This is a genomic window from Kaistella sp. (genome assembly GCF_049588135.1).
Classification (GTDB): domain Bacteria; phylum Bacteroidota; class Bacteroidia; order Flavobacteriales; family Weeksellaceae; genus Kaistella.
In genome coordinates, this window is sequence record NZ_JBAVFG010000165.1 from 1 (window position 1) to 18,580 (window position 18,580).

Consider the following 18,580-nt stretch of genomic DNA (forward strand, 5'->3'; position numbering starts at 1 on the left):
GGTATTGATAAATATCCTGCTTACAGCATCAATGATATAAAAAGTCTTTTACAATATTATATCGTTCAAGATGAAGTTCCACGATATATTGAATTAAAAGATAGAGAAAATTTTGATATTGACAGAATTGCTCACGAACTCTATGAAAAAGGTTTAGGCGGAAGATTAAAGACAGATTTTTTAAGTAAAATTTGGAATGATAACGAAATTGAATGGCAAACATTTTTCAATTTTGACCAACGTATATTTTTAAACGAAATAAATATCGCAGAAAACAGACTTTCATTTCCTGAATTGTATAGTAGAAACAAACAACTACCAACAGAAGAACACGAAATAAGAGAATTTGAAAAAATGAGTTTGTATGAAATTAGAAACGCAAATCCGACCTATGAAAAATGGTTAAGAGACCAAATTTTTGAAAAATATAAAGATAAAGATGGATTTTATTATAGCGCAGAAAGCGGATACAAAAGTAAAAGTCGTTTAATCTTTCAAGTTGACCATATTATTCCGATGCATAATGGAGGTTTGACAAAATTGAATAATCTTCAACTTCTAACGAGAGGAGAAAATATGGTAAAAGGAATTAAATAAAAACAAACACACGTGTAAAAACCACCAAATCTCCACGTGCATTATTTATTTTGTATATTTGTATTCAAGCAAAAAGAAGATGAATACAAAACTCACTTTAACCATCGATCAATCCGTTATTGAAAGGGCTAAAAAATACGCCCGCAATAAGGAAAGAAGCCTTTCAGATTTAATTGAAAACTACCTTAAAGCTTTAACTACGGAAGAAATTCCGCAGAATGAGGAGCTATCTTCTACTCTTAAATCTTTAAAAGGTTCATTCAAAATGCCCAAAGATTTCGATTACAAAAAGGAATTATCCGAACGATTATCTGAAAAATATTTGTAATGGATAAAGTTTTAATCGACACCGACGTCATTCTTGATTTTCTGTTTGATAGAAAACCATTTTCAGAAGACGCAGCTCAAATATTAAGTTGGTGCGAAAACGGAAAAATTCAAGGTTTTGTAACCTCAATCATGTTGAGCAATATTTATGATCTGCTCAGAAAAACTGCAAAACATGAAAAAATGATTGAGAATCTAAAAATATTAATGAATATTGTTGAGGTTGTAACCGCCAATAAAGATGCTGTTTTGGAAGCTTTACATTCAGAATTCAAAGACTTTGAAGATGCGCTTCAGAATTTTTCTGCTCAAAACGATCCAGAAATAAAAATAATCATTACAAGAAATATAAAAGATTACAAAACAAGCAATTTAGCAATAATGGAACCTGAAACTTACCTTAATTTCGTAAAGTTTCCTAAAGGTTAATAATTTTCCAGCTCCACAAAATCTCCCAACTTTACGGAATATTTTAAAACTTCAATTTCCCGAAAATTAACTATCGCCGAAAATCAAATTTTGACCTAAAAAAGTTTGGAAAATAAAAATAATCACAACCCAATTGTTTCCCAATTGGGAAATTTGTATCTTTGACAAAAATTGGGGATGAAGCCTAACTTTGACATTGAATTATTGCCGGAAGCAATTGAGTTTTTAGAAAATCTTGACCACAAAACAAGAGAAAAAATTTATTACAATATAAAGAAAGCTCAATTTGTGAATGACAATGAACTTTTCAAAAAACTAAACGACTTCATTTGGGAATTTCGAACTTTGTACAATGGAAAAGCATTCCGCCTTTTTTCATTTTGGGACAAATCTGGTGGTAAAGAAACTTTGGTTGTGGCAACCCACGGAATTTTAAAGAAAACGCAGAAAACCCCGACAAAAGAAATTAAAAGGGCGGAAGTAATTAGAAAACAATATTTAGAACATCAAACAAAAAATAAATAAAATGGCAAAAAATAAATTTAAAACCGTTTCGATTGATACCATGATTGACAAACACATTGGAAAACTTGGAACCGAAAAGCGAGAAGCGTTTGAGAATGAGTTGAGAATCGACTTATTGGGACAAGCCATTAAACAAGCTCGGCAAGAGCGCAATATGACTCAAGAAGAATTGGGCGAACTTGTTGGAGTTCAAAAAGCTCAAATCTCAAAAATAGAAAATAGTGCGAAAAATGCAAGATTTGAAACTATTATGAAAGTGTTTGAAGCTTTGGGAGCGAAAGTGAACTTTAACGTTGAACTGAATGATAAAAAATTAGCGTACTAAAAAACGATGCCACTCAGAAAAGTTTCCAGGCTTTAAGCAACATTTTAAAAAAGCACTTTCATAAAAAACAAAAAAAAGCACAATCTCATTTCGAAATTGTGCTTTTTAAATTTTAAAACGAAAAGAAATTAATCCGCCATCGCTTCACCGTCTTTTCTATAAATAAAATTTCCGTAGATGTGTCTTCTCGCAAAACGGCTCGGAGAATCTGAATTCACCATTTTAATGTAGGTATTTCTTGGAACACCGATATATTCGAACATTTTACCATTCAAATGCTGCACTTTCAAAATGGATTTCTCCAGATAAAAATCCTGAATATTCGATTTTGAAATGGTTTCTGTATATTCTTCTTTGTATTTTTCCTGCGTTTCCGGATTGATGCTCACCAAAAAATGATACGCCTCAATCACCGATTTGCTTTTTTCTTCCGCTTCCAGTTTTCCGGCTTCGTCGTTCACAAATTTATCAGGATGCGCATCTTTCATCGTATTTCTGTAAATGGTTTTTAAGTCTTTTAAAGTTGCGGTTTTATCAACTCCAAGCAGTTTTCTGTGTTCGCCAATTCGTTTCATAAGTATATCAATATTTCGGGGTGCAAAATTAGGGTTTTTAAAATTAAAAATCATCACTTAATTAAATGAATATCAAATACATTGCAAAGCCTTTTTATTATTGAAATTTTCACACAATCCCAAACTTGAAACATGAAACTTGGAACTCGAAACCTGCAACTTGCAACTTGGAACTCGAAACCCTATCTTTGCCTCTTAAAAATTTTTAAGAAAATGAATCCCTTTATTGAAGAACTGAAATGGCGTGGACTTTATTCCGACATGATGCCCGGAACCGATGAGCAACTGAACAAAGAAATGACGACCGCTTATATCGGCTTCGATCCAACTGCAGATTCTTTGCACATCGGGAGTTTAATTCAGATCAAAATTTTGGCACATTTTCAGCAACACGGTCACAGACCAATCGCTTTGGTAGGCGGTGCAACAGGAATGATCGGTGATCCATCGGGCAAATCGAACGAGAGAAATCTTTTGGATGAAGCTACTTTGAATCATTACGTAGATTGCTTGAAAAATCAACTTTCAAAATTTTTGAAATTCGACGGAAACGAAGCCAATAACGCCGAATTGGTCAACAATTACGATTGGATGAAAGAATTTTCTTTCCTGGAATTCATTCGAGATATTGGTAAAAATATTACGGTGAATTATATGATGGCGAAAGAATCGGTGAAGAAAAGAATCACCGGTGAAGGCGGCGCAGAAGGCATGAGTTTCACCGAATTTACTTACCAATTGTTGCAAGGTTACGATTTCCTGCATTTGTACCGAGAAAAAAACGTGAAACTGCAAATGGGCGGTTCCGATCAATGGGGAAATATCACCACAGGAACTGAATTGATCCGCAGAAAAGCGCAAGGAGAAGCGTTTGCTTTAACCGTTCCTTTAATCACAAAATCCGATGGTTCTAAATTCGGAAAATCGGAAGCCGGCGAAAATTACTGGCTCGATCCGAAAAGAACTTCACCTTATAAATTCTACCAATTTTGGGTCAATGCAACCGACGAAGATGCCGAAAGATTTATTAAATTCTATACTTTTTTAAGCAAAGAAGAAATCGAAAATTTAATCGCTGAACACAAAACCGCTCCACACGAAAGAAAGCTACAGAAAAAATTGGCGGAAGAAGTGACCGTTTGGGTTCACAACCGTGAAGAATTCGAAAAAGCGGTGAAAGCTTCAGAAATTTTATTCGGACGCTCGACTGCTGAAGATTTGGTGAATTTGGATGAAGCGACTTTCTTAGAAGTTTTTGAAGGCGTTCCGCAAAAAGAAATCGCAAAAAATGAAGTTGTTGGAAGCAATGTGATCGATTTAATTTCTGAAAAATCAGGTTTCCTAAAATCGAAAGGAGAAGCAAAAAGAGAATTGCAAGGAAATTCAATTTCCATCAATAAAGAAAAAGTTGCCGACACTTTCGAAGTTGCAGAAAAGGATTTAATCGACGGCAAATTTTTACTTTTACAGAAAGGGAAGAAAAACTATTTCATTGTGAAAGCAATTTAAAATATCATTTTTTGAATGTCGGTGAATTTCATCGATATTTTTTCTTATGCAAAGCGACGTAAAATTCCTTTAAACCTTCGTGAAAACTGCATAATTCCCATATCTTTACCGCAAATTATTTTTTAATGACAATCATCATTTTCATCATTGTCCTTTGGTATTCTGGACTGTTTTTTCAAACTTTTTTTCTGCATCGTTATGCAGCGCACCAAACTTTCAAAATGTCGAAGTTTGGCGAGAAATTGTGTTTCATTTTAACTTGGATTACACAAGGATCCAACTATCTTTCCGCTTACGGATACGGCGTTATGCACAGAATGCACCACGCTTTTGCCGACACCGAAAAAGATCCGCATTCGCCGAAATACGACCACAATCTTTTTGCAATGATGTGGCGCACCAAATCGATTTATCAGCAAATCAATCAACAGAAAGTAAAAATTGAAGAAAAATTCACCAAAAATGTTCCGCAATGGGAAAGTTTTGATCAATTCGCAAGTTCTTGGGGGTCACGAATTGGTTGGGCAATTGCTTATACCGCATTTTTCTATTTCTTCGCAACCGCTTGGTGGGAATGGCTTTTGCTTCCGGTTGCTTATATGATGGCACCAATTCACGGCGTAATCATCAATTGGTTTGCGCATATTTATGGCTACACGAACTTTAAAGTTTCCGATACTTCTAAAAATCTTTTCAGTTTTGATTGGTTAATGATGGGCGAAGGTTATCATAACAACCACCACAAACACGGCGGAAGAGCTAACTTTGGAGGCGTAAGATGGCATGAAATCGACGTTACTTATTACATCATGATTTTGCTGGATAAAATGAAATTGATTAAATTGAATCCTGTTGCAGTTGTAAAAAGAGAACATTAAAAAAATCACGAATTCACGAACCAATTTTTATTCGTGAATTTGTGACAAGAAAAAACTTAAATTTCTATTTTCCCAGATCCGAAAGTTGAATTTCTGGTTGTAATTGTTGCAAAAAATCAATAAGGAAAGGGAATTCCTCAACATCTTTATCAATGACAAATCCATTGTAAGTGGTAATATCCAGATCGATTTCGCGCGGTGCATTTTTGTTTTCGGTCCTCACTCTTCCAAGTAGAGCTTCGATTTGTTTTAAATGCATTTTCAATTCAGAAAGGTTTTTTTGAGTATGAAAAAGAACAGCTCCATTCAGAAACTCGGGTTGGTTTTCAAATTTTAATGGCTTTGTTTTCACAAATGCGGTACGTTGCATGATAAAGCCAAATTGCTGAAGATAAGTTAAAGATTTCGTGAAATTTTCCTCCGAATTAATATTAGAACCTAACGCAATAATCGCAGTATTGTAACGGTTTTTACCCTCAATTTCCACTAAAACATTGTCGGCAAATCGCAGAGCATGCGGCTTTTCTACTTTCACATGAATGTCTTGCAAAACCGCATTGAAAGTTTGGATGTGTGCATAAATTTTCTCTGCCAAAGTTTCGATGAGATGAAAACTTTGATGATCCGTAAAATCGATTATCTCTTTTGTTATTTTCTTGTAATCTACGGCATTTTGCACATTGTCGGTTTCGCTCGCCAACGCAGTATCATATTGAAAGGAAAACGAAATGATGACATCTTGCAACTTTTCGGTTTCCCAGTCGATAAAACCAATAAAAGCTCGGAGACGCAGATTTTCTACTCGAACGGTGGATAATTTCGGATTATAATTTGACCTCATATTTGACTTGTTTTTTTTGAATTTGCCTTTGAAACAAATGCTTACTGTACTTTTTTACTATTTAAACCAAATGTTCTCCGCCATCAATATATAAAATCTGTCCAGTGAAAAATTGACTGTCTAAAATAAACCGAAAAGCTTTTAAAATTTCCTCTAAATTACCAATTGTTTTTAAAGGGATATTTTGAGCCAAATTCAACAAATAACTTTCATCTTTTCCTTTTGGCGGAAGAATTAATCCGGGTGCAATTCCGTTGACTCTTATATTTGGTGCCAATTCTACTGCGGAAATCTTGGTAAAATCTTTCAATAATTTTTTACTCAAAATATAATCGAGATGAGTTGTACTGTTTTTCGAAACTTTCGTATCGATGAAATTAATGATATTTCCTTTGCCAAAAACCCTCGCAAAAGCTTTCGTAAGAAGATAAGGGTTTTTAAAATTAATCGTCATTTCTTTCTCAAAAAGTTCGCTTCCTTGGTTTTTAAAATCGGATGGAACAAAATCTGAAGCGCAATTCACGAGAATTTCAATACTCCTTTTTTTCTTTTTTAAATCTTCGAAAATATGGTCAAAATCGTTTTCTGTTAAAAAATTAATTTGCAGCAATTCTACTTCTATTCCATTTTCTAAAGCTTGAATTTCATCTTTTACTTTTTGTGCTTTTTCTAAAGATGAATTATAATGCAAAACCAAATTGTAGCCATTTTTTGCAAGATCAATTGCGATTGCTTTCCCAATTCTATCGGCACTACCAGTAACTAAAGCATAATTTTTCATATTTATTTTTTAAGCTCAATAATTCTTAATCGGTTTAGAAACCTTCTTTTACGATAAACTCTTCTGCAATTCCTAAAGTTTTTAAATGTGCTTCAACGGCGGTCATCATCGGTGGTGGTCCGCATACATAGTAATATTTCAAATGCTCATCAGCATATTTTCTAATTAATTCGGGCGAAATATAGCCATGTTCATAACCTTCTAAATCCTCATCAGAAAGGATATTGATGAAATTTTTGCCAAGAACTGAATTAAAATGATTTTCTAAAATAATATCTTCTTTTCTTTTATTGGCGAAAATAAGTTTGTTTCCTTCGAGTTTATTTTGCTTTTCCAAATTTTTCAGAATCGCAATAAATGGCGTCACTCCCGCACCGCCGGCAATAAAAATACCTGCTCCTTTGAAAGAAATATCACCAAAAGGTTTATAAATAATCACTTCATCTCCCGGTTTGGATGAAAGTAATTCATTGGTAATTCCGTGATGTTCGGGATAGGTTTTGATGGTAAATTCGATATCATCATCTTCTGGCAAGGAGGTGAAAGTGAAACAGTTTTTCTTCTCACTCCATTCTGGTTTATTCAGTGCAATATCCACAGCTTGTCCCGGGATATAATTCAATCCTTCTGGTCTGTCAAGAACCACGTGTAGAACATCATGGGTAAGATGTTCAATCGATTTGATTTTGGTAATTTGCGACATGATAAATTATTTATATATAAATGTACGATAAAAATTCTTTTTGTATATCTTCTTTCCTTGTTATAAAACACCTATTGAGCAATTGAAGAAAAACGTAAAAAAATTGCTATTTTGAAAATCATCTGAAATAATACAATTTCTCTCTTTTCTATATTTAATAGAGTGCATCAAACTGGAAAAGGTTACAAAAAATTTGCGTTTTTTTCGGAAACATGATTTTAAATTTGAAAAATAAAAACTTTCAACCGATAAATATTGGGTTAAATTGCACTATCCGTTAAAAGAACATATTTATCAGGACCAATTTTTCATCTGAAAATTTATAATGTAAATCATTATCTTTGCTTTATGGATTTAAAATACCTCGTTCGAGAACCCCAAAATATTACCCCGAAAACACCTTTATTAATTTTACTTCACGGTTACGGAAGCAACGAAGAAGACTTATTCAGTTTTGTTCCCAATTTGCCGGAAGATTGGTTAATTGTAAGTTTCAGAGCACCTTTTAATACCAATTACGAAGGTTATTCTTGGTATGATATTGATTTAATGAATGAGGAAAACCGAATTGACGTTGCCCAAGCAAAAGAATCACAAGAAGAGATTTTGGGAAACATATTGAAAATCACCAACGAATATGGTTTAACAGAAAACCAAACCCATTTGTGCGGATTTTCTCAAGGTGGAATTTTAAGCTATGTATTGGCTTTGAACAATCCAGATTTATTTGCAAAAGTTGCTTGTATGAGTTGCTATGCAGAAGAAAAACTATTAACAAATATCGTCAAAGACAAAAAGAAAATCGAAAAATTGCGATTCTTTATTTCTCACGGAACCGATGATGCAATTATTCCTTTAGAATGGGGACGGAAGGCAGCGGATTTATTATATGAATTAGGGGCCTATTTTTCTTTTCGGGAATATATGAGCGGTCATGGCGTGAATCAAAAAAACTATATGGACTTAATGGATTTTTTCGGTAAATAATTTTTGAAGATGAGAATTTTTAAACAAATTAAATTTCACTTTATATTATTTGCGATTGTTTGCACCAATTTTCAAAGTCAAGTTCTCATAAAAATTACTTCCGTCCCAAAAGAAACTCCTGCAAATATCAAAATTTTCATGGCAAATTCCTTGAATAACTGGAGACCAAATGATCCTAATTTTGAATTAAAAAAAGACAGTTTCGGAAATTACATTTTACAAATCCCAAAAAATGAGGGAACTTTAGAATATAAATTCAATCAAGTAAACTGGGAAACGGCAGAAGGCGATGAAAATGGAAATAAGTTAGAAAATCGGAAACTCGTATTCATCGAAAACAATCAAACGGTTGAAAACAAAATACTTTCTTGGGAACATTCCGCTATTAAAAAAAACACAGTCGCCGATAATGTAAAAGTTTTAAGCGAAAACTTTTATATTCCGCAACTCAAGACCAGTCGCAGAATTTGGATTTATCTTCCGCCAAATTATTCCACTTCTCACAAAAAATATCCTGTAATTTATATGCAGGATGCACAGAATTTATTTAATGATGCTACTTCTTTTTCCGGCGAATGGAAGATTGATGAAACCCTGAATCAATTATTTGCAGAAGGAAATCCCGATGCTATTGTTGTAGGAATTGAAAATGGCGGTACGGAAAGATTAAACGAATATTCGCCCTGGAACAATGAAAAATACGGTGGTGGGAAAGGCGATGCTTATACCGAATTTCTGGCTAAAACTCTGAAGCCTTACATCGATAAAAACTACCGAACTTTGCCACAAGCAAAAAATACAGCCCTCATCGGAAGTTCAATGGGTGGATTAATTTCGTTTTATGCTGGTTTGAAATATCCTGAGAAATTTGGAAAACTCGGAATTTTCAGTCCGAGCTTTTGGTTTAATTTTAAAGATTTAAATCTCTTTGTTAATAAGAATTCAAAAAATCTAAAAAACACCCAATTTTATTTTCTCGCAGGAACTGAGGAATCAGAAGATATGGTTTCGGATATTCAGAAGGTAATTTCGGTTTTAATTAAAAAAGGAGTTCCCGAAGAAAATAGTAAAACCAAATTCGATGAAGATGGAACGCATTCCGAATCGTATTGGTCACGGGAATTTGGCACAGCTTATCTTTGGCTTTTTACAAAATAATAAAACGCCTCAATCTCATTTTATGGTTCAATTACCGTAGAATTCTTCACTTCTTTAATCATAAAAGAACTCTGTGTACTTGCAATATGCTGCAGATTCGTCAATTTACTCACCATAAATTCTCGGTATTCCTGAATGTCGCGAACACAGATTTTGAGAATATAATCGGAATCTCCGGAAACATGAAAACATTCTAAAACTTCGGGAAACTGCGTAATTTCTTTTTCAAACTGCGAGATATATTCTTTCTTGTGCTGAACCAATTTCACGTGACATAAAACGATGAAATTTTTCTGAATTTTTTCGTTATTGAGTAACGCAACATATTTCTCGATAATCTGTTGTTTCTCCAGTTTTTTAATGCGTTCAAAAACTGCAGTAATGGATAAATCTAATTCATTGGCGAGTTGTTTGGTTGTTTTCTTCGCATCATTTTGTAGTAAAATCAGCAATTTTTTATCTTTTGCATCTAGCATGAAATGAAATATTTTCGGTTATTACTTTTATTATTCATCAAATATAAAATTAAAATCTAGCATTTGATTTTATAATAGATTTAAATTCTGAATTTATTTAAAATTATTGTGTTTAAGTTTAAAAATATTGATTTTTATCCAAACAAAAAATATTATTATGGAAAATTTTAATGCTGCAAACAACATTCAGGACTTGCAATATTTCGGAGAATTCGGAGGTGTAAATCCTTCAATTTCAGACAGCTCAACTTACACTTTTCTTTCTGCAAAAACCATGTTCGATACTTTCGAAGGAAACACAGACGGTTGTTATCTTTACTCGCGACATTCATCGCCGAGCAATCTTTACCTTTCCGAAGCGCTCGCAAAAATGGAAGGAACAGAAAGTGCAAACGTAACTGCTTCAGGAATGGGCGCAATTACCAGCGTTTTGATGCAGCTTTGCAAAAGCGGCGATCACATCGTTTCCAGCCGCACCATTTATGGCGGAACGTATGCTTTCATGAAAAATTTTCTGCCAGATTATCAAATAGAAACTTCTTTTGTAGATATTACCAATCTCGAAAAAGTGGAAAATGCCATCAATAAAAACACTAAAATAATTTATTGCGAATCGGTAAGCAATCCACTTTTGGAAGTTGCCGACTTGCGAGAACTCGTGAAAATTGCCAAAAAACACAACCTGAAACTCATTGTGGACAATACCTTTTCACCACTTTCAATTTCGCCAAACGTTTTGGGCGCAGACCTTACCATTCACAGTTTAACGAAATTCATCAACGGAAGCAGCGATGCAATTGGGGGCGTAATTTGCGGAAATACAGATTTTATTAATGATTTAAAAAACGTGAATAACGGCGCTTGCATGTTGCTTGGTCCAACGATGGACAGTTTGCGGGCTTCGAGTATTCTTAAAAATCTGCGAACACTTCATATCCGAATGATTAAACATAGCGAAAACGCAATGTTCCTTGCCAAAAAATTTGAGGAAGACGGATTAATCGTAAAATATCCCGGATTGAAAAGCCACAAACAACATGAATTGTTCAAAAGCATGATGAATGCAGAATATGGGTTTGGTGGTTTATTGACTTTAGATGTAGAAACCGTAGAAAAAGCCAATGAATTAATGGAATTGATGCAAAAAGAAAACTTGGGTTATTTGGCAGTAAGTCTTGGATTTTACAAAACATTATTCTCCTGTTCAGGAAGTTCAACATCCTCTGAGATTCCAGAAGGAGAACAAAAAGAAATGGGACTTTCGCAAGGATTAATTCGGATGTCAATCGGTTTAGACCACGATATTAAAAGAACTTATGAAAAAATGAAACGGTGCATGGAGCAGGTTGGAGTTTTATAAGTTATAAAAAGTAAGATTAAAAAAACAAATCTCAATTTTTCACTATTAATATGAATGAAAATTGAGATTTGTATTAGTTTCAATTAATAATTCCTTTCAATTGAGCAACTAAGAGTATGATTAAATAAAATTTTTTTTTACAAAAATAACAAATCATTACTGTTTTTGGCTCTTCGCCATTATTAAATGTTGTACTGGTGGGATAGACCTTTCTGTATTTTATATCTCGGTATCAATTATTTTTTTAGTAATCCTATTCTTGTATCTGGATTTTCTCTCGTCCTTAAAATTTTCACATTGAATTCCGAAGTGTTTCTTTTTACCTTTTGGTATGCCATAGCTATCTATATCAATGGTAATTATTTGACTTTTACTCAAATCAGCAATGGAATCCAATCTGTAAAACAAGATTCAAATTGTTCACTATCAATAGCAGAGAAGACTTTGTTAATGGTATGTTTTGAAGGAATGCCATTAGGCGCAATACTAAAAATCTCTTTTGATTTTACAAACCAAAAACATTTGATCCCATGTTTCTGCATCAGAAATCACTCCAATTATCCCAATAAGAAGGATGTCTTCTAGGTTATGAAGTTTGTTTATATGGCTTCTGTACTCTTCTATTTGATTAAAAATGTCTTTGAAATCTACAGATGAATTCATTGGATTAAAGTATTGATTATCAGGCTTTTATGCGGGTAAAAGACAATGTAAACAATTAGTGGTCAATATAATAAGTGTTTTTATTTATTTGAAAAGTGTGATTTTGCGCTGACTTCTTTTTGGATGTTTTTTAAGAGATACTCCATAAAGTTTTCATTAATTTAAATTGAGATTTTGATGATGCTTTATGTCATCAATTTTAGTTTGAGTTAAAATACAACTTAGAATACTTGACCTATTATCCTATAAAAAATCCGTATTTTTGCGGAATTCTAAAAATTGAAATTTTAGAACATTTGAAATGAAAGATCCTAAAGAATATATAGAAGTTTACGGTGCTCGCGAACATAATTTAAAAAACATTGATGTTAAAATCCCACGCAATGAAATGGTTGTAATAACCGGATTGTCAGGCAGTGGGAAGTCATCATTGGCATTTGATACGATTTTTGCAGAAGGGCAACGAAGATATATCGAAACTTTTTCAGCATATGCCAGACAATTCCTCGGTGGTTTAGAAAGACCAGATGTTGATAAAATCGACGGGCTTTCTCCGGTAATCGCAATCGAACAGAAAACAACGAATAAAAACCCTCGCTCAACCGTTGGAACCGTTACAGAATTGTACGACTTTTTGCGTTTGCTTTTTGCCAGAGTTTCAGATGCGTATTCTTTAACAACTGGGCAAAGATTAGTAAGTTATACCGAAGAGCAGATTTTAGAAGCCATTAAGAATAATTATAAAGGGGAGAAAGTAATGCTACTTGCTCCAGCAGTTCGATCTCGGAAAGGGCATTATCACGAACTTTTTGTTCAGATGGCAAAGAAAGGATATGGGCAAGCAAGAGTAGATGGTGAAATTCTAGATATTGAATATGATTTAAAACTCGATCGTTACAAAACCCACGATATCGATATTGTTATCGACCGTTGGATTATCGGTGAAAATGCCTCTGAAACCAGAATGGAGCAGTCACTGAAAACGGCTTTGCATATGGGTGAGGGAGTGATTGGGATTCAGAAATTAGCCAGTGATGATATAGAGTATTTCTCCAAAAATTTAATGGATGCCGACACCGGACATTCATTGGCTTTACCAGAACCGAATACCTTTTCGTTTAACTCACCAAAAGGAAGTTGCCCCTATTGCAAAGGTTTGGGAATGGTGAAAAAAGTAAATACTGATTATTTTGTAGAGAACCCCAAACTTTCTATTAATCAAGGTGGTTTGCTTCCATTAGAAGACATTAAATCTAACAAATGGATTTTGGGTCAAATTAAAAATATCTTAGAAATTTTCGGACTTACGATGGCGATTCCGATTCAAGATATTCCGAAAGAAGCTTTAGATTATATCTATCACGGTTGTCACAAAGAAATCAATAAAGATTTGAAACTTGCTGGCATTAACAAAAAAATCAAAGTCAATTTTGACGGGTTGATTTCTTTAATTAATGATATAATTGATGACAAAGAAAGTTACGATGCTACTTTGTTAGAGCGACACTTCACCACAGAAGAGGTATGTCCCGATTGTAAAGGAGCAAGATTGCAGGCATCCAGTTTAAGTTTTAAAATCGATGGGAAAAATATTGCAGAAATAAATGCTTTATCGCTTCTTGATTTAATGGACTGGTTAATTCAGGTTGAAGATAAATTTAACAAAAACAATAAAATCATCGCTCATGAAATTCTAAAAGAAATCAAAACCAGATTGCAATTTTTATTAGATGTGGGTTTAGATTATTTAAGTTTGAGCAGAAGTTCCAGAACCCTTTCCGGGGGAGAATCTCAAAGAATTCGTTTAGCAACACAAATCGGTTCGCAACTCGTAAATGTTCTTTATATTTTAGATGAACCATCGATTGGTTTGCATCAAAGAGATAACGAAAGATTAATTGCTTCTTTGAAAAACTTACGCGATATCGGAAATTCTGTAATCGTTGTGGAGCACGACAAAGACATGATTATGGAAGCAGATGAGGTTTTAGATATTGGGCCGCGAGCCGGAAAATTTGGGGGCGAAATTCTTTGGCAAGGAAAACCGAAGGATTTATTAAATGCCGATACCATCACCGCAGATTATCTTACAGGAAAACGTAAAATAGAAGTTCCCGAAGTTCGTAGAGAAGGAAACGGAAAATCACTAATTCTAAAAGGAGCAAGCGGGAATAATCTGAAGAATGTAAATTTAGAAATTCCTTTGGGGAAACTGGTTGTCGTAACTGGGATTTCGGGAAGTGGAAAATCTTCTTTGATTAATGGTACCTTGTATCCTATACTAAATCAGCATTTTTATAGAGCAGTAAAAGATCCTTTACCTTACAAAAAAATCGAAGGAATCGATAATATCGACAAAATTGTTGATGTTGACCAAACGCCAATTGGCAGAACGCCACGCTCGAATCCTGCAACTTATACCGGAATGTTTACCGATATCAGGAATCTTTTTGCAGAACTTCCAGAATCGAAAATCAGAGGTTATAAAGCCGGACGATTCTCTTTTAATGTAAAAGGCGGACGTTGCGAAACCTGTCAGGGTGGCGGTTTGAAAGTGATCGAAATGAATTTCTTGCCAGATGTGTATGTGCACTGCGAAACCTGTAATGGCAAAAGATTTAACCGCGAAACTTTAGAAGTTCGTTACAAAGGAAAATCGATTTCTGATGTGTTGGAAATGACCATTGATGAAGCCACAGAGTTTTTCCAGCCGATTCCTAAAATCTACTCGAAAGTGAAAACGATGCAAGATGTTGGTTTAGGATATATCACGCTGGGTCAACAATCCACGACATTAAGTGGAGGAGAAGCACAACGAATTAAACTTGCCACAGAATTATCGAAAAGACAAACCGGAAATACTTTATATATTCTGGATGAGCCCACAACAGGTTTGCATTTTGAAGACGTAAAAGTATTAATGGATGCAATTAATAAATTAGTGGAATTAGGAAACTCTTTCATTATTATCGAACATAATATGGATGTCATCAAACTCGCAGATCATATCATCGATATTGGTCCAGAAGGTGGAAAACACGGCGGCGAAATTATCGCAAAAGGAACTCCGGAAGAAGTAGCAAAATCTAAAAAATCTCTGACTGCAAAGTTTTTGAAAAGAGAATTGAAATAAATCTTCATTAAAAAAGCCAGAAACAAAAATATTTTAAAAATCAAAAACCGAATGTGATGTTCGGTTTTTTTATTTTCTTTTACTTTGTAATATAAAATAGTAAACTATGAATCCATTTCTAGATGTCGCTTTACGAAGTCTCGCTGTGTATCTTTTTATGTTTGCCGCCATTCGGATTTTTGGCAAGAACCAATTGTCGCAATTAAATGCAGGCGATATTGTATTGCTTCTCTTGATTTCTAATGCCGTTCAAAATGCAATGGTGGGTTCTAATGTGAGTTTAGAAGGAGGTTTGGTCGCAGCATTGGTTTTATTTGTAGCGAATTTTGTAATCAAGAAAATAATTTTTAGAAATCCTAGAATTAAAAGTATAGTAGAATCTGATCCTATTGTTTTAATTAAAGATGGCATTGTTGATAATATAAAAATGAAAGAACAAGAAGTCAGTTTTGATGAATTAGAAGAAGCTGTAAGAGAACATGGCGTCGAAAAAATAGTCGATGTAAAATTGGCGGTTCTAGAAGTTGATGGAAACATCAGTGTTATTTCAATTGATAAGGACAGCGGTTCTACCAAATTTACACGACGCCGCAGAAAGTTCCCAAGAAAAAGTCATAAGTTTTAAAAAATAAATCTTTCAAGTACAAAAGTAACTTGATGGTGAAAAATATTTAAGTATTCGCAAATATTTAATAATATACTTTAAGGTTTTAGACGGCTGATTGTGCGTCTTTTATGTTTCATCTGTTTTCTTTTGTCTACTTAAACACACGGTAATCAGAAATTATAATTTAGAAAATAATGAATTTCTAAATGATTTTTGATACCGAATAAAATGGTTTTTGGACTTTGCAGTCTGGGATTTTTCCAGAGAATGTAGCAAGTATTCAGATTCACAAAAACAAGGATTTCGATTGGTTGGAACAAGGGAAAAGATTGGACAAATAGACGGGATTTGGCGTGATATTATTTTAATTGAAAGAAGAAGTCGAGTGGTAGGGATTTATTTTTTGGTTTTATATTATTTGTATTGCTTAAAAAAGTAGAAATTTGCAGCAAGAATCATTTTATTTAATGAGGATCTTTTAAAACTTTGTTCTTAACTCTATTCAATGCCAAAAGAATTTCAATTTCAAGTATCGCTCGAAGCTGCAGCCAACGAAGAGCTGTTAACGCAACAGGTAGCAAAATTCTGTAAAATAAGTCCTAAGGAAATTCAGAAAGTAGTTGTTTTAAAACGCTCTTTTGATGCCCGACAAAAGGCGATAAAAGTAAATATTAAGGGGAATGCTTTTTTACTTGGTGAAGAATATATTCCTTTTAGAATAGAATTACCCCATTATCCGAATGTTGCCAACAGGCAAGAAGTAATTGTGGTAGGAGCCGGTCCAGCGGGATTATTTGCGGCTTTGCAGTTGATTGAACTCGGGTTAAAGCCGATTGTTTTAGAGCGTGGAAAAGATGTTCGTGGTCGTCGCCGTGATTTGAAAGCCATCAATGTAGATGGAATTGTAAATGAAGATTCTAATTATTGTTTTGGTGAAGGTGGCGCCGGAACTTATTCCGATGGAAAATTATATACCCGTTCAAAAAAGCGAGGCGATATCGATAGGGTTTTAGAACTTTTTGTTGGTTTTGGAGCAACTCCTGATATCATGGTAGACGCTCATCCACATATTGGGACCAACAAACTACCCAAAATTATTCAAGATATTCGGGAGCAAATTATCGCTTGTGGTGGTGAAGTTTTATTTGAAACCCGCGTCACCGATTTTGTGGTTAAAAGTAACGAAATACAAGGTGTTGTTCTTCAAAATGGAAACATAATTTCGGCGAATAAAGTTATTTTAGCAACGGGTCATTCGGCACGTGATATTTTTGAACTACTTCATAAAAAGAATATTTTTATTGAAGCCAAACCTTTTGCTTTAGGCGTACGAGCAGAACATCCACAAGAATTAATTGATAAAATTCAATATTCCTGCGATTATCGTGGTGAGTTTTTACCGCCAGCACCTTATTCTGTGGTGAAACAGGTTAATGGCCGCGGAATGTATTCTTTTTGTATGTGTCCCGGTGGTGTAATTGCGCCGTGTGCAACAAGTCCTGGAGAAGTGGTTACTAATGGTTGGTCGCCTTCCAAAAGGGATCAATCCACGGCAAATTCAGGGATTGTAGTAGAATTGAAATTAGAAGATTTCAAGCCTTATCAACAATTTGGACCCTTAGCTGGAATGGAATTTCAAAAAGCAATCGAGCAAAAAGCTTGGCATCTGGCTGGCGAAACTCAAAAAGTGCCTGCTCAAAGAATGGTTGATTTTACCCAAAATAAAATTTCACAAAATATTCCTAAAACCTCTTATGTTCCCGGAACGACGTCGGTTGAGATGGGCGAAGTTTTCCCTGGTTTTTTAAGTCAAATTATGCGACAGGGATTTGTGGAATTTGGAAAATCGATGAAAGGTTATATGACGAATGAAGCAATTTTGCACGCACCAGAAAGCCGAACTTCGTCACCGGTTCGTATTCCGAGAGATCATTATTCTTTGGAACATCTTCAAATTAAGGGTTTATATCCTTGTGGTGAAGGAGCAGGTTACGCAGGTGGAATTATTTCGGCAGCAATCGATGGAGAAAAATGCGCTTTGAAAGTTGCAGAAAGTTTAAATTTAAAATAGATATCGATCAATAATTTAGAAAGTTTATTTATTGAAAAATTTGAAGTCATTAAACAATTGTTTATCCTTAAAAATAGTTCGAATTAACAGGATAAAGTTTAATCTCATTTTCTTAAAAACAAGAATTAGCATTGTAGAATTTTCCATTTCAAAAATTAAAAAATCACCATTATTCATTAATTGGCATCATGATTGAAAGGTCTAAAGTTAAATCTTTAAAATTTCAATAATGAACAATTTATTTAAAATAATACTAGGAGCAGGATTAGCGATTACGCTATCTTCCTGCAGTACGACTCAGAATCCTTATGGGAATAATTACCCGAATAATGGGACGGTTTACAGAACCAATGATGGACAAGTTTATCGCCGAGGTGATATCTATCGGGACCGAAACGGAAACGTTTATCAAAATGGAAGAATCATTAGAACTGGCGATGTTTACGGGCAGCCAGGTATTCTAGGAAGAAATGGGAATAAAACCATTTATTACCCTAATCAAAACCGACAAAATCTTCCGCCAGGACAAGCAAAAAAAATCTATGGTGGTAGCGCAAAAGATTATGCAAAAGGGCAACAGAATAAAAGAAATAACCAGTGGAAAAAATATAATAATGACCATCAGGGTCATAGAG

Annotated in this window: 20 protein-coding genes and 2 pseudogenes; 15 read left to right on the plus strand and 7 right to left on the minus strand. The window is 34.2% G+C overall.

The window, feature by feature from the left end; translation table 11 throughout:
• The 5 genes from WBY99_RS09195 to WBY99_RS09215 form a co-directional block, all read left to right on the plus strand.
• A partial coding sequence (locus tag WBY99_RS09195) for an HNH endonuclease signature motif containing protein (protein WP_423976034.1) occupies positions 1-597 on the plus strand: 597 nt, incomplete at its 5' end.
• 79 nt (positions 598-676) lie between these two features.
• Positions 677-925, plus strand: coding sequence for a DUF6364 family protein (locus WBY99_RS09200; RefSeq protein WP_423976035.1), 249 nt, complete (start codon positions 677-679; stop codon positions 923-925).
• Complete coding sequence (locus WBY99_RS09205) at positions 925-1,353, plus strand: PIN domain-containing protein (RefSeq protein WP_423976036.1); 429 nt, start codon at positions 925-927, stop codon at positions 1,351-1,353. Before WBY99_RS09200 ends, WBY99_RS09205 begins: the two co-directional genes overlap by 1 nt.
• A gap of 177 nt (positions 1,354-1,530) precedes the next feature.
• A complete protein-coding gene (locus WBY99_RS09210) occupies positions 1,531-1,878 on the plus strand; it encodes a type II toxin-antitoxin system RelE/ParE family toxin (RefSeq protein WP_423976037.1) in 348 nt (115 codons plus the stop codon).
• A gap of 1 nt (position 1,879) precedes the next feature.
• Positions 1,880-2,203: a helix-turn-helix domain-containing protein gene (locus tag WBY99_RS09215; protein ID WP_423976038.1), complete on the plus strand. Its 324-nt coding sequence runs from the start codon at positions 1,880-1,882 to the stop codon at positions 2,201-2,203.
• A gap of 128 nt (positions 2,204-2,331) precedes the next feature.
• Here the strand turns inward: WBY99_RS09215 and WBY99_RS09220 are convergent, their stop codons facing one another.
• A complete protein-coding gene (locus WBY99_RS09220) occupies positions 2,332-2,778 on the minus strand; it encodes a KTSC domain-containing protein (RefSeq protein WP_423976039.1) in 447 nt (148 codons plus the stop codon).
• A 213-nt stretch (positions 2,779-2,991) separates the two neighbouring features.
• On the opposite strand from WBY99_RS09220, the gene tyrS reads away from it, so the two are divergent.
• Positions 2,992-4,287 (plus strand): tyrosine--tRNA ligase, encoded by a 1,296-nt coding sequence (gene tyrS, locus WBY99_RS09225; RefSeq protein WP_423976040.1) that lies wholly within the window; start codon positions 2,992-2,994, stop codon positions 4,285-4,287.
• 125 nt (positions 4,288-4,412) lie between these two features.
• The gene (locus tag WBY99_RS09230; RefSeq protein WP_423976041.1) at positions 4,413-5,165 is read left to right on the plus strand and encodes an acyl-CoA desaturase; all 753 of its coding nucleotides are present in this window, start codon (positions 4,413-4,415) and stop codon (positions 5,163-5,165) included.
• Between the two features lie 64 nt (positions 5,166-5,229).
• Here WBY99_RS09230 and folK read toward each other — a convergent pair whose 3' ends face one another.
• The 3 genes from folK to WBY99_RS09245 form a co-directional block, all read right to left on the minus strand.
• Positions 5,230-6,006: a 2-amino-4-hydroxy-6-hydroxymethyldihydropteridine diphosphokinase gene (gene folK, locus WBY99_RS09235; protein WP_423976042.1), complete on the minus strand. Its 777-nt coding sequence runs from the start codon at positions 6,004-6,006 to the stop codon at positions 5,230-5,232.
• Positions 6,007-6,067: 61 nt separating this feature from the next.
• Positions 6,068-6,787, minus strand: coding sequence for an SDR family oxidoreductase (locus tag WBY99_RS09240; protein WP_423976043.1), 720 nt, complete (start codon positions 6,785-6,787; stop codon positions 6,068-6,070).
• Positions 6,788-6,821: 34 nt separating this feature from the next.
• Complete coding sequence (locus WBY99_RS09245; RefSeq protein WP_423976044.1) at positions 6,822-7,490, minus strand: flavodoxin reductase; 669 nt, start codon at positions 7,488-7,490, stop codon at positions 6,822-6,824.
• A gap of 348 nt (positions 7,491-7,838) precedes the next feature.
• On the opposite strand from WBY99_RS09245, the gene WBY99_RS09250 reads away from it, so the two are divergent.
• Together WBY99_RS09250 and WBY99_RS09255 are read left to right on the plus strand one after the other, a co-directional pair.
• Positions 7,839-8,477: an alpha/beta hydrolase gene (locus WBY99_RS09250; RefSeq protein WP_423976045.1), complete on the plus strand. Its 639-nt coding sequence runs from the start codon at positions 7,839-7,841 to the stop codon at positions 8,475-8,477.
• 138 nt (positions 8,478-8,615) lie between these two features.
• Positions 8,616-9,635, plus strand: a complete 1,020-nt coding sequence (locus WBY99_RS09255; RefSeq protein WP_423976046.1) for an alpha/beta hydrolase — start codon at positions 8,616-8,618, stop codon at positions 9,633-9,635.
• Between the two features lie 20 nt (positions 9,636-9,655).
• Here the strand turns inward: WBY99_RS09255 and WBY99_RS09260 are convergent, their stop codons facing one another.
• Positions 9,656-10,111 (minus strand): Lrp/AsnC family transcriptional regulator, encoded by a 456-nt coding sequence (locus WBY99_RS09260; protein WP_423976047.1) that lies wholly within the window; start codon positions 10,109-10,111, stop codon positions 9,656-9,658.
• 157 nt (positions 10,112-10,268) lie between these two features.
• On the opposite strand from WBY99_RS09260, the gene WBY99_RS09265 reads away from it, so the two are divergent.
• Entirely contained in the window at positions 10,269-11,471 is a 1,203-nt protein-coding gene (locus tag WBY99_RS09265; RefSeq protein WP_423976048.1) for an aminotransferase class I/II-fold pyridoxal phosphate-dependent enzyme, read from the plus strand.
• Between the two features lie 374 nt (positions 11,472-11,845).
• Here WBY99_RS09265 and WBY99_RS09270 read toward each other — a convergent pair whose 3' ends face one another.
• Together WBY99_RS09270 and WBY99_RS09275 are read right to left on the minus strand one after the other, a co-directional pair.
• Entirely contained in the window at positions 11,846-12,013 is a 168-nt protein-coding gene (locus WBY99_RS09270) for a transposase family protein (protein WP_423976049.1), read from the minus strand.
• Positions 11,958-12,134 (minus strand): transposase family protein, encoded by a 177-nt coding sequence (locus WBY99_RS09275; protein WP_423976050.1) that lies wholly within the window; start codon positions 12,132-12,134, stop codon positions 11,958-11,960. Before WBY99_RS09275 ends, WBY99_RS09270 begins: the two co-directional genes overlap by 56 nt.
• Positions 12,135-12,435: 301 nt before the next feature.
• On the opposite strand from WBY99_RS09275, the gene uvrA reads away from it, so the two are divergent.
• The 5 genes and pseudogenes from uvrA to WBY99_RS09300 all read left to right on the plus strand — a co-directional run.
• Positions 12,436-15,267, plus strand: a complete 2,832-nt coding sequence (uvrA, locus tag WBY99_RS09280) for an excinuclease ABC subunit UvrA (RefSeq protein WP_423976051.1) — start codon at positions 12,436-12,438, stop codon at positions 15,265-15,267.
• 106 nt (positions 15,268-15,373) lie between these two features.
• Positions 15,374-15,892, plus strand: coding sequence for a DUF421 domain-containing protein (locus WBY99_RS09285; RefSeq protein WP_423976052.1), 519 nt, complete (start codon positions 15,374-15,376; stop codon positions 15,890-15,892).
• 209 nt (positions 15,893-16,101) lie between these two features.
• A pseudogene (locus WBY99_RS09290) lies at positions 16,102-16,313 on the plus strand (N-acetyltransferase family protein); the annotation flags it as partial.
• Positions 16,314-16,379: 66 nt separating this feature from the next.
• Complete coding sequence (locus WBY99_RS09295) at positions 16,380-17,945, plus strand: NAD(P)/FAD-dependent oxidoreductase (protein ID WP_423976053.1); 1,566 nt, start codon at positions 16,380-16,382, stop codon at positions 17,943-17,945.
• 229 nt (positions 17,946-18,174) lie between these two features.
• A pseudogene (locus WBY99_RS09300) lies at positions 18,175-18,580 on the plus strand (hypothetical protein); the annotation flags it as partial.

Excerpts from the sequence above, each read along its gene's own strand:
- WBY99_RS09265 (WP_423976048.1), top strand. The coding sequence starts at position 10,269 with ATGGAAAATTTTAATGCTGCAAACAACATTCAGGACTTGCAATATTTC.
- WBY99_RS09210 (WP_423976037.1), top strand. The coding sequence starts at position 1,531 with ATGAAGCCTAACTTTGACATTGAATTATTGCCGGAAGCAATTGAGTTT.
- WBY99_RS09255 (WP_423976046.1), top strand. The coding sequence starts at position 8,616 with ATGGCAAATTCCTTGAATAACTGGAGACCAAATGATCCTAATTTTGAA.
- uvrA (WP_423976051.1), top strand. The coding sequence starts at position 12,436 with ATGAAAGATCCTAAAGAATATATAGAAGTTTACGGTGCTCGCGAACAT.
- WBY99_RS09260 (WP_423976047.1), bottom strand. The coding sequence starts at position 10,111 with ATGCTAGATGCAAAAGATAAAAAATTGCTGATTTTACTACAAAATGAT.
- WBY99_RS09240 (WP_423976043.1), bottom strand. The coding sequence starts at position 6,787 with ATGAAAAATTATGCTTTAGTTACTGGTAGTGCCGATAGAATTGGGAAA.
- WBY99_RS09200 (WP_423976035.1), top strand. The coding sequence starts at position 677 with ATGAATACAAAACTCACTTTAACCATCGATCAATCCGTTATTGAAAGG.
- WBY99_RS09250 (WP_423976045.1), top strand. The coding sequence starts at position 7,839 with ATGGATTTAAAATACCTCGTTCGAGAACCCCAAAATATTACCCCGAAA.
- WBY99_RS09285 (WP_423976052.1), top strand. The coding sequence starts at position 15,374 with ATGAATCCATTTCTAGATGTCGCTTTACGAAGTCTCGCTGTGTATCTT.
- tyrS (WP_423976040.1), top strand. The coding sequence starts at position 2,992 with ATGAATCCCTTTATTGAAGAACTGAAATGGCGTGGACTTTATTCCGAC.
- WBY99_RS09205 (WP_423976036.1), top strand. The coding sequence starts at position 925 with ATGGATAAAGTTTTAATCGACACCGACGTCATTCTTGATTTTCTGTTT.
- WBY99_RS09220 (WP_423976039.1), bottom strand. The coding sequence starts at position 2,778 with ATGAAACGAATTGGCGAACACAGAAAACTGCTTGGAGTTGATAAAACC.
- WBY99_RS09215 (WP_423976038.1), top strand. The coding sequence starts at position 1,880 with ATGGCAAAAAATAAATTTAAAACCGTTTCGATTGATACCATGATTGAC.
- WBY99_RS09270 (WP_423976049.1), bottom strand. The coding sequence starts at position 12,013 with ATGCAGAAACATGGGATCAAATGTTTTTGGTTTGTAAAATCAAAAGAG.
- WBY99_RS09275 (WP_423976050.1), bottom strand. The coding sequence starts at position 12,134 with ATGAATTCATCTGTAGATTTCAAAGACATTTTTAATCAAATAGAAGAG.
- WBY99_RS09245 (WP_423976044.1), bottom strand. The coding sequence starts at position 7,490 with ATGTCGCAAATTACCAAAATCAAATCGATTGAACATCTTACCCATGAT.
- folK (WP_423976042.1), bottom strand. The coding sequence starts at position 6,006 with ATGAGGTCAAATTATAATCCGAAATTATCCACCGTTCGAGTAGAAAAT.
- WBY99_RS09230 (WP_423976041.1), top strand. The coding sequence starts at position 4,413 with ATGACAATCATCATTTTCATCATTGTCCTTTGGTATTCTGGACTGTTT.
- WBY99_RS09295 (WP_423976053.1), top strand. The coding sequence starts at position 16,380 with ATGCCAAAAGAATTTCAATTTCAAGTATCGCTCGAAGCTGCAGCCAAC.